This window comes from Streptomyces sp. NPDC003691 (assembly GCF_053981115.1).
On the sequence record NZ_JBSFNQ010000003.1, the window covers coordinates 33,485 to 47,582 of the forward strand.

Sequence of the window (14,098 nt, forward strand, 5' to 3'; positions counted from 1 at the left end):
TCGAGGAGGTGCTCGCGTTGCGAAAGAGCAGCAGCACGACCGTGCAGGAGCTGCCCGGGTCCGCCGCCTACCGGCCCACCCCGCCCCCGGCGTGGCGGCCCCGCACCGACCCCGCGCCCCTGCTCCCCGACCCCGAGCCGTTCCGGGTGCTCGGCACGGACGCGGCGGCCTCGGCGGACCCCGAGCTTCTGCTGACGCTCTACGCCCAGCTCGTCCGCGGCCGCCGGTACAACACCCAGGCGACGGCCCTCACCAAACAGGGCAGGCTCGCCGTCTACCCCTCCAGCACCGGCCAGGAGGCGTGCGAGGTGGCGGCCGCGCTGGTGCTGCGCGAGCAGGACTGGCTGTTCCCGAGCTACCGGGACACCCTCGCGGCCGTTGCCCGCGGCCTCGACCCGGTCCAGGCGCTGACCCTGCTCCGCGGTGACTGGCACACCGGCTACGACCCGTACGAACACCGCATCGCCCCGCTGTGCACCCCGCTCGCCACCCAGCTGCCGCATGCCGTCGGCCTGGCGCACGCGGCCCGGCTCAAGGGCGACGACGTGGTCGCGCTCGCCCTGGTCGGCGACGGCGGCACCAGCGAGGGCGACTTCCACGAGGCGCTGAACTTCGCGGCGGTGTGGCGGGCGCCGGTGGTCTTCTTCGTCCAGAACAACGGCTTTGCGATCTCCGTGCCGCTGGCCAAGCAGACCGCCGCGCCCTCCCTGGCCCACAAGGCCGTCGGCTACGGCATGCCGGGCCGCCTCGTCGACGGGAACGACGCGCCCGCGGTCCACCAGGTGCTCTCCGAGGCCGTGGAGCGGGCCCGGTCCGGCGGCGGCCCGACGCTGGTGGAGGCGGTGACCTACCGGATGGAAGCCCATACGAACGCCGACGACGCCACGCGCTACCGGGTGGACGACGAGGTCGAGACCTGGCGTGAGCACGACCCGATCCTCCTGCTGGAGCGGGAGCTGACCGCCCGCGGGCTGCTCGACGACGGGCACCGGCGGACCGTGGCCGACGCCGCCGAGGCGATGGCCGCACTGCTGCGGGAGCGGATGAACACCGATCCGGCGCTCGATCCGATGGACCTGTTCGACCAGGTGTACGCGGAGCGCACCGGCCAGCTCGCGGAGCAGGCGGAACTGCTCCGCGCCGAGCTGGCGGCGGAGGGCCCCGAAGAGCCGGGTGCGGCCGCCGGCCGCGGGACGGGCGGCGGACACCGCGGCGGCGAAGGAGGAGCGCGATGACGACGGCGGCAGCAGCGGCCGCGGGGGCGCCCGGGGCGGCGGCCCCGGCCAAACCGGCCACCATGGCCCAGGCCCTCCGGCGTGCCATGCGGGACGCGATGAACGAGGACCCGGCGGTCCATGTCCTCGGCGAGGACGTCGGCACCCTCGGCGGTGTCTTCCGGATCACCGACGGGCTGGCCGCCGAGTTCGGCGACGCCCGCTGTACGGACACCCCGCTCGCCGAGGCGGGCATCCTGGGCACCGCCGTGGGCATGGCGATGTACGGACTGCGGCCCGTGGTCGAGATGCAGTTCGACGCCTTCGCCTACCCCGCTTTCGAGCAGCTCTTCAGCCATGTCGCCCGGACGCGCAACCGCACCCGGGGCGCGATGCCGCTGCCGATCACCATCCGGGTGCCGTACGGCGGCGGTATCGGCGGTGTCGAGCACCACAGCGACTCCTCCGAGGCGTACTACATGGCCACCCCGGGCCTCAAGGTCGTCACCCCCGCGACCGTCGACGACGCCTACGGCCTGCTCAGGGCAGCCATCGCCAGCGACGATCCGGTGGTCTTCCTCGAACCCAAACGGCTGTACTGGTCCAAGGCCGACTGGTCGCCGGACGCCCCGGCCCCGGTGGCGCCGCTGGGCCGGGCCGTCGTCCGGCGCCGGGGGACCAGCGCCACCCTGATCACCTACGGCCCCTCGGTCCCGGTCTGTCTGGAGGCCGCCGAGGCGGCCACGGCGGAGGGCTGGGATCTGGAGGTCGTCGACCTGCGCTCCCTCGTGCCCTTCGACGACGAGACGGTCTGCGCGTCGGTGCGGCGCACCGGGCGGGCCGTGGTGGTCCACGAGGCCACCGGCTTCGGCGGACCCGGCGGAGAGATCGCGGCCCGGGTCACCGAGCGCTGCTTCCACCGGCTGGAGGCCCCGGTGCTGAGGGTCGCCGGATTCGACATTCCCTACCCGCCGCCCATGCTGGAGCGGCACCATCTGCCCGGGGTCGACCGGGTCCTGGACGCGGTGGCGCGGTTGCAGTGGGAGGCGGCGAGCTGATGGCCCAGGTGCTGGAGTTCAGGCTTCCCGACCTCGGCGAGGGGCTGACCGAGGCGGAGATCGTGCGCTGGCTGGTCGCCGTGGGCGATGTGGTCGCCGTCGACCAGCCCGTGGTCGAGGTCGAGACGGCGAAGGCCATGGTGGAGGTGCCCTGCCCGTACGGCGGTGTGGTCACCGCCCGGTTCGGCGACGAGGGCACCGAACTGCCGGTGGGCGCACCCCTGCTGACGGTCGCGGTGGGCGCGGTGGACGGCGGGCCGGACACCGGGCGGGACGGCGGGCCTGCGGCCGGAGCGGGCGGCCCCGAGGGCGACGGGGGCGCGCACCGGGGCGGTACCCGCTCCGCCGGTACCGACGGTGGCCGCACGGGCGGTGCGGCACCGGGGGAGACGTCCGGCAATGTGCTCGTGGGGTACGGGACGGCCGCGCCGGCCGCCCGCAGGCGCCGGGTCGGCCCCGGCTCGGTACGGCCCGCGGCCGGGACCCCGGTGCTGCGCGAGCCGGGAGTGGTCACCCCCGATCCGGTGGCCGAGGCCCCGGCGGAGGCCGCCGGGCGGCTTCCGGAGGGACCCGTTCCCGTGATCTCGCCCCTGGTGCGGAAGCTGGCCCGGCAGAGCGGGGTGGAGCTGCGGGGACTGGCCGGGTCGGGACCGGAGGGGCTGATCCTGCGGGCCGATGTGGAGCGGGCGATCCGGGCCGCGGCCGCCGGATCCGTACCGTCGGCGCCGGTGGTGCCCGTGCCGTCCACTGCCACCGCACCGGTGCCGCTGTCCGCGGTGGCGGAAGCTCCGGGGCAGGAGATCCGGATCCCGCTGCGCGGAGTGCGCGGAGCGGTCGCCGACAAGCTCTCCCGCAGCCGTTCCGAAATCCCCGACGCCACCTGCTGGGTGGACGCCGACGCGACGGAGCTGATGGCGGCCCGGGCGGCGATGAACGCGGGGGGCGCGCCGAAGATATCCCTTCTCGCGCTGCTCGCCCGGATCTGTACGGCCGCGCTCGCCCGCCATCCCGAGCTGAACTCCCGGGTGGACACGGACCGGCGGGAGGTCGTGCTGCTACCGGAGGTGCATCTGGGGTTCGCCGCCCAGACCGAACGGGGCCTGGTGGTGCCGGTGGTCCGCGGTGCCCACCGCCGGACGGCCGAATCGCTCACCGAGGAGTTCGCCCGGCTGACGGATGCCGCCCGGCGGTCCGCGCTCACTCCCGCCGAGCTGACCGGGGGGACTTTCACCCTCAACAACTACGGGGTCTTCGGGGTGGACGGCTCGACCCCGATCGTCAACCATCCGGAGGCGGCGATGCTCGGCGTCGGCCGGATCGTGCCGAAGCCCTGGGTGCACGGGGGCGAGCTGGCCGTCCGTCAGGTCGTACAGCTCTCCCTCACCTTCGACCACCGGGTGTGCGACGGGGGTACGGCGGGCGGGTTCCTGCGGTACGTCGCCGACTGTGTGGAGCAGCCCGCGCTGCTGCTGCGCACTCTCTGACCGCCGCACCAGGGGCGAGATCAGGGGGGCCCTACGGGAGCCGTCCGGCGCCCTCCGCCGGGCCTCGGCCACCGGATGGGGGCCGGGCGCCCGGCCGCTGCCGCGGCGGCCGGGTGGACCGTGGTCCCCGTGCGCGCGGTGTGCGTTGCGCCGCTGAGCCGCCGGGTCCTGCTCCGACCCCGCGGTCCCCCGTGCGCGCGGTGCGTGGGTGTGTTCTGTACGCGTGCTCCGTCCGTGTGGTCCGTGCGGTGCGGGCGCGGACCATACTGCCGTTATGACTGCGACCTCGGGATCACGGCCACCGGCGGGTACGACTGCGGCCCCGGGACCACGGCCGTGACCACGGCGGCCGGGCCCGGTCCGGATCCGGACGGCGTTCCGTACGACGCCGTGGTGCTGGCGGGAGGCGCGGCGAACCGCCTCGGCGGGGCCGACAAGCCGGGTATCGCGGTGGGTGGCCGGCCGCTGCTCGACCGGGTGCTGGCCGCCTGCCGGGAAGCGGGGCGGACCGTGGTCGTCGGCGGGCGCAGGCCCACCGCGCGGCCCGTCGTCTGGGCCCGTGAGGACCCGCCGGGCGGGGGACCGCTCGCCGCCCTCGACGCCGGGGTGCGTCAGCTCGCCACCCCGGAGGACGGCGCGGTGGTGGTGCTCTCCGCGGATCTGCCGTTCCTGGACCGGCGGACCGTACGGCGGCTGGCGGCCGCCCTCGGCTCCGGCGGGCGGGAGGGCGCCGTCCTCACCGATGCCGGGGGCCGGGACCAGTTCCTCGTCGCCGCATACCGCGCCGAGCCGCTCCGCCGCGAACTGGCCCTGCTGGCGACGGAGTACGGCTCCCTGGCCGGGCTTCCGCTGAAACTGCTGGTCCAGGAGCTGGACCTGGAGCGGATCGCGGCGGAGCCGTACACCGCCTTCGACTGCGACACCTGGGAGGACATCGCCGCCGCCAGGGCCCGGATCAGGGAGCATGGGACCGTGCTGGAGGAATGGATTACCGCCGTCAAGGACGATCTCGGTATCGACCTCGACGTGGACACCGGACTACTGCTCGACCTGGCCCGCGACGCCGCACACGGTGTGGCCCGGCCCGCCGCGCCGCTGACCACCTTCCTGGTGGGATACGCGGCCGCGTCGGCGGCCGGTGGGGGCCCCGAGGCGGTCGCGGAGGCCGTCCGCAGGGCCACCGCGCTCGCCCGCCGCTGGGCGGAGGAGACACCCGGCCCCGACGGTCCCCCTACGCCCGGGGGGCGTGGGAGGGACCCCCATCCTCCGCCCGGGGGGCGTCGGGGCGACCCCCACCCTGCGCCCGGGGGGCGTGAGGGGGATTCCCCGCCTGCGCCCGGGGGGCGTGAGGGCGACCTCCGCTCTGTGCCCGGGGGGCGTGGGACGGAGACCCGTTCCGCGCCCGAAGGGCCCGGGAGTGATCCCCGCCGCGGGAGCGATCCGCTTCCCGGGGCCGGGGAGCGGGGCGGTTCCGGTGGTTCCGGCGGGGGTGGTGCGTGATGGGTGCCGGGAGCGGTCCCGGTCCCGGTACGGACCGCCGCAGCCAGGAAGGCCGGACGGACGCCGGGGACGGTCAGGAGCAGGACGACCGGGACTGGTACGCCGCCTGGGACCAGGTGCTCGCCCGCGACCCGGTCGCCGAGCCCGCCCCGCCCGCCGCCCGGCCCGGTGGACCGGGATACGGGCCCGACGACGCGCACAGCCCCGGGCGGGTGGCTGACGGGAGTCCGTCCGCCGGCCCCGCCCACGGGCCCGGCCGGGGTTCATCCGCGGGACCGGGGACCGGGGCCGGACCGGCCGACGGTCCTGACCGCGCCCGCGGTACCGCCGCCCGTGGTTCCGGTCCCGGCCATGGGTCCCGGAGCGACGCCCAGGCCCCTTCGGCAGGCTCCCGGGCCGACCTGGACGCGGAGTCCGGGCCCGGCCCCGACGCATTCGTCGACTTCGCCGAGGGGCTGGACGACGAGCCCGTCCGGACCGGTGGCGGAACGGACAGCGGCGGAACGGACGGCGGTGACGGGGTCGAGGAGGCCCTCGCCCTGGTCGGACGCCGCCCCGCCGCGCCCCAGGACGGCGAAGGACCACCCCCGGAGCCCGATTCGGCCGCTCCCCCGCCCGGGCGCGCCGCCGCGGAGCCCGGCGCCCGGCACCGCGCAGTGCCCTGGCCCGAGGCCCGCGAGCGGGCAGCCCGGGCCGGACGGGAGACCGGCCGCCGGACCGGGACCGGCGGTGACCGGGTCCTCCGGGCACCTCTGGACGGCGCCCTGGGACTGGTGCTCGCCGAGGACCTGCCCGCCCTCTGCGATCTGCCCTCCTTCGACACCTCCGCCATGGACGGCTGGGTGGTGGCCGGGCCCGGCCCCTGGACCGTCGACGGCGACGCCCCGGTACTCGCCGGACGGGCCGATCCGCCCCCGCTGCCCGACGGCACCGCCATCCGCATCGCCACCGGCGCCCGGATCCCCCCGGAGACCACGGCGGTCATCCGCAGCGAACACGCCCGCACCGACCCCGCCCGAGGACTGCTCACCGCCGACCGCACGGTGACACCCGGCCAGGACATCCGCCCCCGCGCCCAGGAGTGCCGCTCCGGGGAGCAACTGCTGCCCGCCGGGGCCCTGGTGACCCCCGCGGTCCTCGGCCTGGCCGCCGCCGCGGGCTACGACGCCCTGGCGGTCGTCGCCCGTCCCACGGTCGAAGTCCTTGTCCTCGGGGACGAACTGCTCGACCGGGGGCTCCCCCGCGACGGACTGATCCGGGACGCCCTCGGCCCGATGGCCGCTCCCTGGCTGCGGGCGCTCGGCGCCGATGTCCTCGCCACCCACCGGATCGGTGACGACGAGACGGCGCTGCACAACGCCGTGACCTCGTCCGCCGCCGACCTGCTCGTCACCACCGGCGGTACCGCCGCCGGACCCGTCGACCATGTCCACCCCGTGCTGCGGAAGGCCGGTGCCGGACTGCTGGTCGACGGGGTCGCCGTCCGCCCCGGGCATCCGATGCTGCTGGCCGGGCTGCCCGCCGGAAAGGGGCCCCGGCTGCTCGTGGGGCTGCCGGGCAATCCGCTGGCCGCGGTCGCCGCGCTGCTCACCCTCGCCGCCCCGCTGCTCCGGGGTCTGGCCGGGCTTCCCGAGCCGGTCCCGTACACCGTGCCCGTACGGGACGAGGTGCCCGGACATCCGCAGGACACCAGGCTGGTGCCGGTGGTTCACCACGGCCCGGTGCTGGTGCCGCTGCGCTACAACGGGCCCGCCATGCTGCGCGGTATCGCCGCCGCCGACGGACTGGCCGTCGTCCCTCCGGGAGGGGCCCGTCCCGGGGACGAACTCGAAGTGCTGGACCTACCGCTGGGCCGGTGAGAGAACCGGACACCCGGATAAGGCCGGACAAGGGACGAGGGGGTGTTTCACGTGAAACACCCCCTCCGTCATGGGACGGGTGCCCGGCCGCCCGGGACCCGGCTCAGTAGTCCATCTCCTCCCGGCTGATCGTGATCAGCCGGTCCCCGAACTTCAGCGTGGCCGACTCCGGGTCGGTGTAGTCCAGCATGCGCTTCCGCCGTACGACGGCGACCACCAGATCGTTCGCCTCGCGCGGCGATCTACCGATCTCGTCCTGGCGCACCGGCCGCTCCGTGAGGCTCAGCCCGCGGCCATGGGTCATCAGATCCTCCAGGGTGTCCGCCACATGGGGACTGGCCGTCGACACCCCCAGCAGACGGCCGGCCGAGCTGGAGCTGGTGACCACGGTGTCCGCGCCGCTCTGCTTCAGCAGGGGTACGTTCTCGTCCTCCCGGACCGCGACCACGATCTTGGCCTGACGGTTCAACTGCCGGGCCGTCAGGGTGACCAGGGTCGCCGTGTCGTCGCGCTGGAGGGAGACGATCACCCGGGTGGCCCGGTCCAGCTCCGCTTTCAGCAGGGTGCGGGAGCGGGTGGCGTCGCCCTGTACGGCCACCAGACCGTCGTTGTTCGCCGAGTCGATCCCCTTCTGCTGGGAGTCGACCACGACGATCTTCTCCTTGGGCAGGCCCTGGCCGAGCAGGGTCTCCACGGCGTGCCGCCCCTTGGTGCCGTAGCCGACGATCACCACATGGTCCCGCATCCGGGAGCGCCAGCGGTGGACGCGCACCTGCTGCCGGGTGCGTTCGGTGAGGACTTCCAGGGTGGTGCCGACCAGGATGATCAGGAAGACCACACGCAGCGGGGTGATGACGAAGATGTTGGTCAGCCGGGCCCCGTCGCTGACCGGGGCGATATCGCCGTATCCCGTGGTGGAGAGGGTGACGGTGGTGTAGTAGGCGGCGTCGAGGAGATCGACCTTGCCGTCGGCGTTGTCGTTGTAGCCCGCACGGTCCAGCCAGACCAGCAGGGTGGTGACGGTGAGGACCAGTATCGCCATGGCGAGACGGCGCAGTACCTGCTGGAGCGGCGGGACGGCGGACTGCGCGGGCATGGTGATGGACCGGCCGGCCTCGGCGTCGTCCCGGGCCTCGGCCCGGGGCCGGGACCAGATGGTCCGCAGGATGGGGAACCTTCCCTCCTTGGGCGGCGGACGTTCCTCGTCCTTCATCGGGTGTCTCCTCCGGCATTGGCCGTCGTGCGGGGCATGGGTGACCATGGTCGCGGATCCGTCCGGGTAAGTCTCGCCGGGTTCGATCGGATGTGCCGGAACCACCGGGAACGGTGTATGCGGTACGACATACGGCAGGACACCGGACGGGACTGGGAGGAGGAGGCCGGACATGCGCGATCACACGATCATCGTCGGCTTCGGAACGAAGGGCCGTTCGGCCTTGCAGACGCTGATGGCGACGGGGCTGCGGAAGGACCAGATCGTGGTGGTCGACCCCAGCGGCAAGGTCGTCGAGGCAGCCGCCGCCGAGGGCATCGAGGGGGTCGTGGGCGATGCCACCCGCAGCGGGGTCCTGCTCCGCGCCGAGGTCCAGCGGGCGCGGCAGATCGTCATCGCGACCCAGCGGGACGACACGGCCGTGCTGGTGACCCTGACGGCCCGGCAGTTGAACCGTCAGGCCAAGATCGTGGCGGCGGTCCGTGAGGAGGAGAACGGACCGCTGTTGCGCCAGTCGGGCGCCGATACGGTGATCACCAGCGCCAGCGCCGCCGGACGGCTGCTGGGCCTCTCCGTTCTCAGCCCCAGCGCGGGCGCGGTGATGGAGGACCTGATCCACCAGGGCAGTGGCCTCGATCTCGTCGAGCGGCCGGTGATAAAGGCAGAGGTGGGACGGGATGTGCGGGATACCGGCGATCTGGTGGTGAGCGTGCTGCGGGGGCACCGGCTGATCGGCTACGACGACCCGGCGGCCAGCCCACTCCAGTTGACGGACCGTCTGATCACGATCGTCCGTGCGGAGAACTCGCCGGGCGGCGACGCATAGCCGGATGACGCATGGCCGGGGGGCGGGCCCGCCGGACGGCGGACTGCCGGGTGCCGCCCGCACGGTCCGGGCCGCCGGGTGATGCCCGGCCGGGTCGCCCGACCCGGCGCGGCCGGACGCGGCGCTGGGCGCCGCCCGGACTGTCCGGGGCGTCCCGGGCGGGGCGGCGGAGGCGCGGGAGTAGCCTCGCGGCCATGCATGCGATCACGATTCCGGAACCCGGTGGCCCCGAGGCGTTGGTCTGGGCCGAGGTGCCCGACCCCGTGCCCGGCCCGGGTGAGCTGCTCGTCGAGGTGGTGGCGAGCGGAGTCAACCGTGCCGATGTGCTCCAGCGGCAGGGCTTCTACGACCCCCCGGCGGGAGCCTCGCCCTACCCCGGGCTGGAGTGCGCAGGCCGGATCACCGGCATCGGACCCGGGGTGTCGGGATGGACCCTCGGCGACGAGGTGTGCGCCCTGCTCGCGGGCGGCGGATACGCGGAGAAGGTGGTGGTGCCCGCCGGTCAGGTGCTGCCGGTGCCGAAGGGGGTGGACCTCGCGGTCGCCGCGGCCCTCCCGGAGGTCACCGCCACGGTCTGGTCGAATGTCTTCATGGTTGCCCATCTCCGGCCCGGGGAGACCGTGCTGGTCCACGGCGGGGCGAGCGGTATCGGCACGATGGCCGTCCAGTTGGCGAAGGCGGTCGGGGCCCGGGTGGCGGTCACCGCGGGCAGCCCGGAGAAGCTGGCGCGCTGCGCCGAGCTGGGTGCGGACATCCTCATCGACTACCGGCAGCAGGACTTCGTCGACGAACTGCGCCGGGCCACCAACGGCGACGGCGCGGACGTGATCCTCGACATCATGGGCGCCAAGTACCTGGACCGGAACGTTCGGGCGCTGGCGGTCAACGGACGGCTCGCCGTGATCGGGCTCCAGGGCGGGGTGAAGGGCGAGCTGAACCTGTCGACGCTGCTCGGGAAGCGGGCGGCGATCACCGCCACCTCGCTGCGGGCCCGGCCGGTCGAGGAGAAGACCGCCATCGTCGCGGCGGTACGGGAGCACGTCTGGCCGCTGATCGAAGGCGGCCGGGTCCGGGCCGTCGTCGACCGGGAGTTCCCGCTGAGCGAAGCGGCGGCGGCGCATGAGGCACTGGAGTCCGGCACGCACGTGGGCAAGCTGCTGCTCCGCACGGGCGGCTGAGACCGGCCCGGGGGTGGGCGGCGGCCATTGCCGTCGCCCGGTCCGGGCCGGTACCGGTCCGGCGGCGGGACCGAGCCCGGCCCTCGGGGCGATCGGTCCCGCCGCCGGACGGGGTCAGTTGCCGGAGCCCTTGCGCCGTATCTGGGTGGAGACCGCGCCCGGGGAGGGCAGGTTTCTGAAGAAGCGCTGGGACTCGTGCTCGCGGATTCGGAGGACCTGGCCGACCAGCTTGTGCGCGGCCTCGGGGTCGGGCCGGCCGCTCGTGGAGTGCTTGGCGGCGGCATAGGTGGCGTAGGCCCGGGTGAGATCGGTCTCCGTCTGGCGGAGCAGCACCCAGGAGGTGTCCCAGCGGTAGAACTCCTTGAGCGCGGTGCTGACCGCCACCAGACAGCCGACGGCGGAGATGACGATGCTCTTGTAGTGCAGGTCCAGGATGGTGAGCAGGGGCAGTGCCGCGGCGCTGAGGATCGTGATCACGCCGCTGGCACGGTAGTAGCGCCGATTCCGGTGGGCGCGCTGGTCATAGAAGTCGATCAGTTCGCGTACGTACGCCTCGACGCTCGTCGCGAAGTCGGTGTCCGTTGCGTCGAGCAGGCGCGGTGTCGTGAAGGCGGTACGGCGGCGGGTGACGGTATCGCGCACGATGTCTCCTGGTACGGGGTGGGAAGTCCTGCCGGACGCGCCGGATGGACGGACGGACGGGTGATCGGCTTCCTCGGCTTCCTCGTGTGCCCCGGGCCGGACCGGCCTCGGACACGGCCTATGGCGGTGGCGTCCCGCCCCGCAGCCGTTGCAGGGCGGACAGCATGGTGGATTCGGCTGCGGCGAGGTTCCGGCGGCGGAGCAGCAGATTCTCGGTCTCACCGAAGCGCGCCGCGGCATCCCGGTAGCCGAGTCTCCGCAGCGCACCGACGCGTTCGGGGGAGAAGGACATCAGCGCGCTCAGCGACCCGAGCGGGCCGGGCGGAGTGATCGGGACGCTGGGCCGGATGTCGATCCGTACGAGCCCGGTCACCGCGCCCGGCACCACCCGGGCGTCGGGGTGCAGATGCACGACGACGAGGACATCGCAGTGCTCCGCCTCGGCGAAGGCCCGTACCGGGGTGCGGTCGCCGCGGCCCAGTCCGCCGTCGAGATAGGCGGATCCGTCGATCACCCGGCTCGGGAAGACGAACGGCAGTGCCGCGCTGGCCAGCACCGCCTCCCGGATCTCGGACGGCGCGAGGTCGTTCAGCCGGATGATGCTTGCCCGGGCGCCGCCCATCCAGCGGGCGAACTCCACCAGTTGCCGCAGTCTCTCGGGCACCGCCTCCCGGTCCATCAGCGGATAGGCCGTGACCCAGAGGGGTCGGCCGGCGGCCTTGATGTGCTCGGTGTCGACCGCCTGGTCGACCAGCTCTTCGAGCAGCGCCAGCCGGCTCTTCAGGGCCGCCAGCCGCCCGCGGAACATCCGTATCTGCCGGGCCGTGCTCTCCACGGCGGCTCCCGCGTCGTCCAGCGGCAGCCCCTGGTCCTCGGACGGCGAGACCCCCATCCGGGTGGAGAAGCGCTCCCAGAACGCGGCCAGCCGCTCGACGCCCCGGAAGAGCGAGTCCTCACCGGCCAGCACCGCACCGTTGAGGGCGCCGATGCTGGTCCCGGCGATGGCGGAGATCCGGGTGTCCCGCTCCGCCAGATAGTCCAGTACGCCCAGTTCATAGGCGCCCTTGGCACCGCCCCCGGCCAGCACCAGCCCGACTCTCAGGGGGAGGTACGGGCCCGCTGCCGCCGGGTGCCGGGCGGCAGGAGCGGCCGGCGGGTCCTGCGGCGGATACCCGGAGGCCCCCGCCGTCTCCAATGCCTGCCGCGCGATACGGCTGAACTCCTCCTGCCCCGTCATCGGGGCTTCCCGAGGGCAAGCAGCCGCATCCGCCGCGAATCCGCCTCGGCGAACTGCTCGGCGATGATGTGCCGTACCAACTCCTCGACGCTCAGACTTGCGGCGACATAGTCCGGGCCGCTTCCCAGGGTGGCGCGCAGCGCCGCTTCCGCCGCGGCGTCCGGGTCGACGCCCGCCACCGTGGTCGCCAGGGCCGCCTTCCGCAGCGCGGAACTCAGCGGACCCCGCGCACCCGTCAGCTCCGCCGGTACGCCTTCGCCCAGCAGCTCGGCCAGCATCGTCCGGTGCTCGTCGCCCGGCAGCCCGCGGACGGCCTCGGCCAGCAGGCCCGTGAGGGGTCTGATGCCGTCGTACCAGGGCACCGGCGGATCCTGGAGCATGCGCTCGGCCAGCTCCTGCTGGATGCCCGCGCCGGGATTCGACGCGGCGAACTCCCCCGCCGGCCCGCCGGCCACCTCGCGGGCCAGCAGGACCGCTCCGGCCAGGAGGCCCAGGTCCGGGTCGGGACGCGGATACCGCCACCGGCGTACCGCACGGTCGATCGCCAGACTGCTCTCCACTTTGCGCAGCCGCTCGTCGTGTTCGGCCAGCCCCCGCCCGGTCTGCTCGGCGAGCTGCGCCAGCAGGACCGTCAGCCGGCGGACTCCGCCTTCGGCCCACTGGAGCCGGACATCGAGCCGGTCCACCCGTTCGTTGACCCGGGTGACCTCGTCGATGACCTCGGCGACCACGAGATCGGTGGCCGTCAGCCGCTCCGTCAGCTCGGAGAGCCAGGCCAGGGTAGAGCGCTGGGCACCGACCAGGGCACCGGTGACGGCGAGGTCCTGGCGGCGGCCATGGCCGGTGATCTGGGCGAGCAGCCGGGCGAAGAAGCCCTCGCGGGCCCTGGCCCGCACCAGGTCGTCCGCGGTGTGCAGGTCGTTGAGCAGTTCGAGCAGCAGCCGGTCGTCGACCAGCGGAACACCACGGGCGACGTCCGACAGGTTCACCGGCCCGCTCCCGGGCGGGAGGCCGGGGCGACGAAGACGATCGGCTGAGTGAGGGGCTGCGGCTTGTCGGCCACCATGACGTACGCGGGACCGATCAGGAACTCCGGGTGCCCGCCACCGGTCTGCCCCGGGTCCCATACCTCGTAGTGGTCCGCGGGCAGCGCGGTCGGATCGGCCCGGAAGTCCAGGCGTGCGCTGTGCGGCAGGGCCCCGACGGTGTCACGCAGCGCCGCCGCCCTGCGGTACGCGGTGGCGAACAGCGCGGGGAAGCCGGGGTCCCCGGTCGCCAGGTTCAGCTTCCGCAGTTCGGCGGTGAACTGCTCCGGTGTCCGGTCCATCGGCCGGTCGAGGGGATCGAAGAGCATCTTCACGACTTCGCGGGCCGCTTCCGCCCGCCGCCGCCTCAGGTCTGCTTCGGTGCTGCCGGCCTGCGGGGGGCAGAGCATCCGCCCCAGGAACAGCACTTCTTGCAGTACCAGCCTGCGGTAGTCCTGGGAGAGTCCGTGATGGCGGCGATGGCTGTCGGAGGTGGCGCGGCCGTCCTCGATGGCGCGACGGAGCCCCTCGTTGCGCGCGGCATCGAAAAGCACCTGGATGTCGCGCTTAACCGTGTCGTGACGTTCGTCCTGGTCGGTGAGGCGCTGGAATACTCGGCTCCGAAGCTTTTCCAGGGCTTGGATATGCCGGTTGTCCTGCCGGGCGAGTTCGGCCCTGAACTCCTGGCGCAGTTCTTTGATGCTCGCTGCCAGATCGCTCTGTGAAGCCGGGGTCTTCTCCGGCGACGAGGATTCTCCGCCCTTTCGGTTTCGGCCAACGATCCTCATGTCCTCAGGCTCCGATGTTTCGTCCTGCTCGTCGTCGTGCTCGTCGTATCTCCAGTCACCTTCGCCCCGCATGG

Annotated in this window: 9 protein-coding genes and 3 pseudogenes; 7 read left to right on the plus strand and 5 right to left on the minus strand. The window is 73.9% G+C overall.

The genetic code is table 11. The features are described 5' to 3' along the window. The first annotated feature begins 17 nt into the window (after positions 1 to 17). The 5 genes and pseudogenes from pdhA to ACWDR0_RS02305 all read left to right on the plus strand — a co-directional run bounded on the left by pdhA (position 18) and on the right by ACWDR0_RS02305 (position 7,170). Positions 18 to 1,235 (plus strand): pyruvate dehydrogenase (acetyl-transferring) E1 component subunit alpha, encoded by a 1,218-nt coding sequence (gene pdhA, locus ACWDR0_RS02285; RefSeq protein ID WP_456349704.1) that lies wholly within the window; start codon positions 18 to 20, stop codon positions 1,233 to 1,235. Beyond that, the gene (locus tag ACWDR0_RS02290) at positions 1,232 to 2,272 is read left to right on the plus strand and encodes an alpha-ketoacid dehydrogenase subunit beta (protein WP_456349705.1); all 1,041 of its coding nucleotides are present in this window, start codon (positions 1,232 to 1,234) and stop codon (positions 2,270 to 2,272) included. The genes pdhA and ACWDR0_RS02290 overlap by 4 nt, the downstream gene beginning before the upstream one ends. Beyond that, the gene (locus ACWDR0_RS02295; protein ID WP_456349706.1) at positions 2,272 to 3,756 is read left to right on the plus strand and encodes a dihydrolipoamide acetyltransferase family protein; all 1,485 of its coding nucleotides are present in this window, start codon (positions 2,272 to 2,274) and stop codon (positions 3,754 to 3,756) included. Before ACWDR0_RS02290 ends, ACWDR0_RS02295 begins: the two co-directional genes overlap by 1 nt. Positions 3,757 to 4,092: 336 nt before the next feature. Next, positions 4,093 to 4,992, plus strand: a pseudogene (locus ACWDR0_RS02300) (NTP transferase domain-containing protein); the annotation flags it as partial. A gap of 719 nt (positions 4,993 to 5,711) precedes the next feature. Further along, positions 5,712 to 7,170: pseudogene (locus ACWDR0_RS02305) on the plus strand (molybdopterin molybdotransferase MoeA). A gap of 48 nt (positions 7,171 to 7,218) precedes the next feature. On the opposite strand, the gene ACWDR0_RS02310 reads toward ACWDR0_RS02305, so the two are convergent. Beyond that, positions 7,219 to 8,328: a potassium channel family protein gene (locus tag ACWDR0_RS02310; RefSeq protein ID WP_456349707.1), complete on the minus strand. Its 1,110-nt coding sequence runs from the start codon at positions 8,326 to 8,328 to the stop codon at positions 7,219 to 7,221. Positions 8,329 to 8,485: 157 nt separating this feature from the next. On the opposite strand from ACWDR0_RS02310, the pseudogene ACWDR0_RS02315 reads away from it, so the two are divergent. Further along, positions 8,486 to 9,154, plus strand: a pseudogene (locus ACWDR0_RS02315) (potassium channel family protein); the annotation flags it as partial. A 194-nt stretch (positions 9,155 to 9,348) separates the two neighbouring features. Continuing rightward, positions 9,349 to 10,332 (plus strand): NAD(P)H-quinone oxidoreductase, encoded by a 984-nt coding sequence (locus ACWDR0_RS02320; protein ID WP_456349708.1) that lies wholly within the window; start codon positions 9,349 to 9,351, stop codon positions 10,330 to 10,332. Between the two features lie 114 nt (positions 10,333 to 10,446). Here ACWDR0_RS02320 and ACWDR0_RS02325 read toward each other — a convergent pair whose 3' ends face one another. The 4 genes from ACWDR0_RS02325 to ACWDR0_RS02340 all read right to left on the minus strand — a co-directional run bounded on the left by ACWDR0_RS02325 (position 10,447) and on the right by ACWDR0_RS02340 (position 14,096). Continuing rightward, entirely contained in the window at positions 10,447 to 10,974 is a 528-nt protein-coding gene (locus tag ACWDR0_RS02325) for a DUF4231 domain-containing protein (RefSeq protein ID WP_456349709.1), read from the minus strand. A 118-nt stretch (positions 10,975 to 11,092) separates the two neighbouring features. Further along, on the minus strand, positions 11,093 to 12,211 hold the full coding sequence (locus tag ACWDR0_RS02330) for a patatin-like phospholipase family protein (protein WP_456349710.1): 1,119 nt from the start codon (positions 12,209 to 12,211) through the stop codon (positions 11,093 to 11,095). Then, positions 12,208 to 13,200, minus strand: coding sequence for a hypothetical protein (locus tag ACWDR0_RS02335; RefSeq protein WP_456349711.1), 993 nt, complete (start codon positions 13,198 to 13,200; stop codon positions 12,208 to 12,210). Before ACWDR0_RS02335 ends, ACWDR0_RS02330 begins: the two co-directional genes overlap by 4 nt. Then, positions 13,197 to 14,096: a hypothetical protein gene (locus ACWDR0_RS02340; protein ID WP_456349712.1), complete on the minus strand. Its 900-nt coding sequence runs from the start codon at positions 14,094 to 14,096 to the stop codon at positions 13,197 to 13,199. Before ACWDR0_RS02340 ends, ACWDR0_RS02335 begins: the two co-directional genes overlap by 4 nt. Between the last annotated feature and the right edge of the window lie 2 nt (positions 14,097 to 14,098).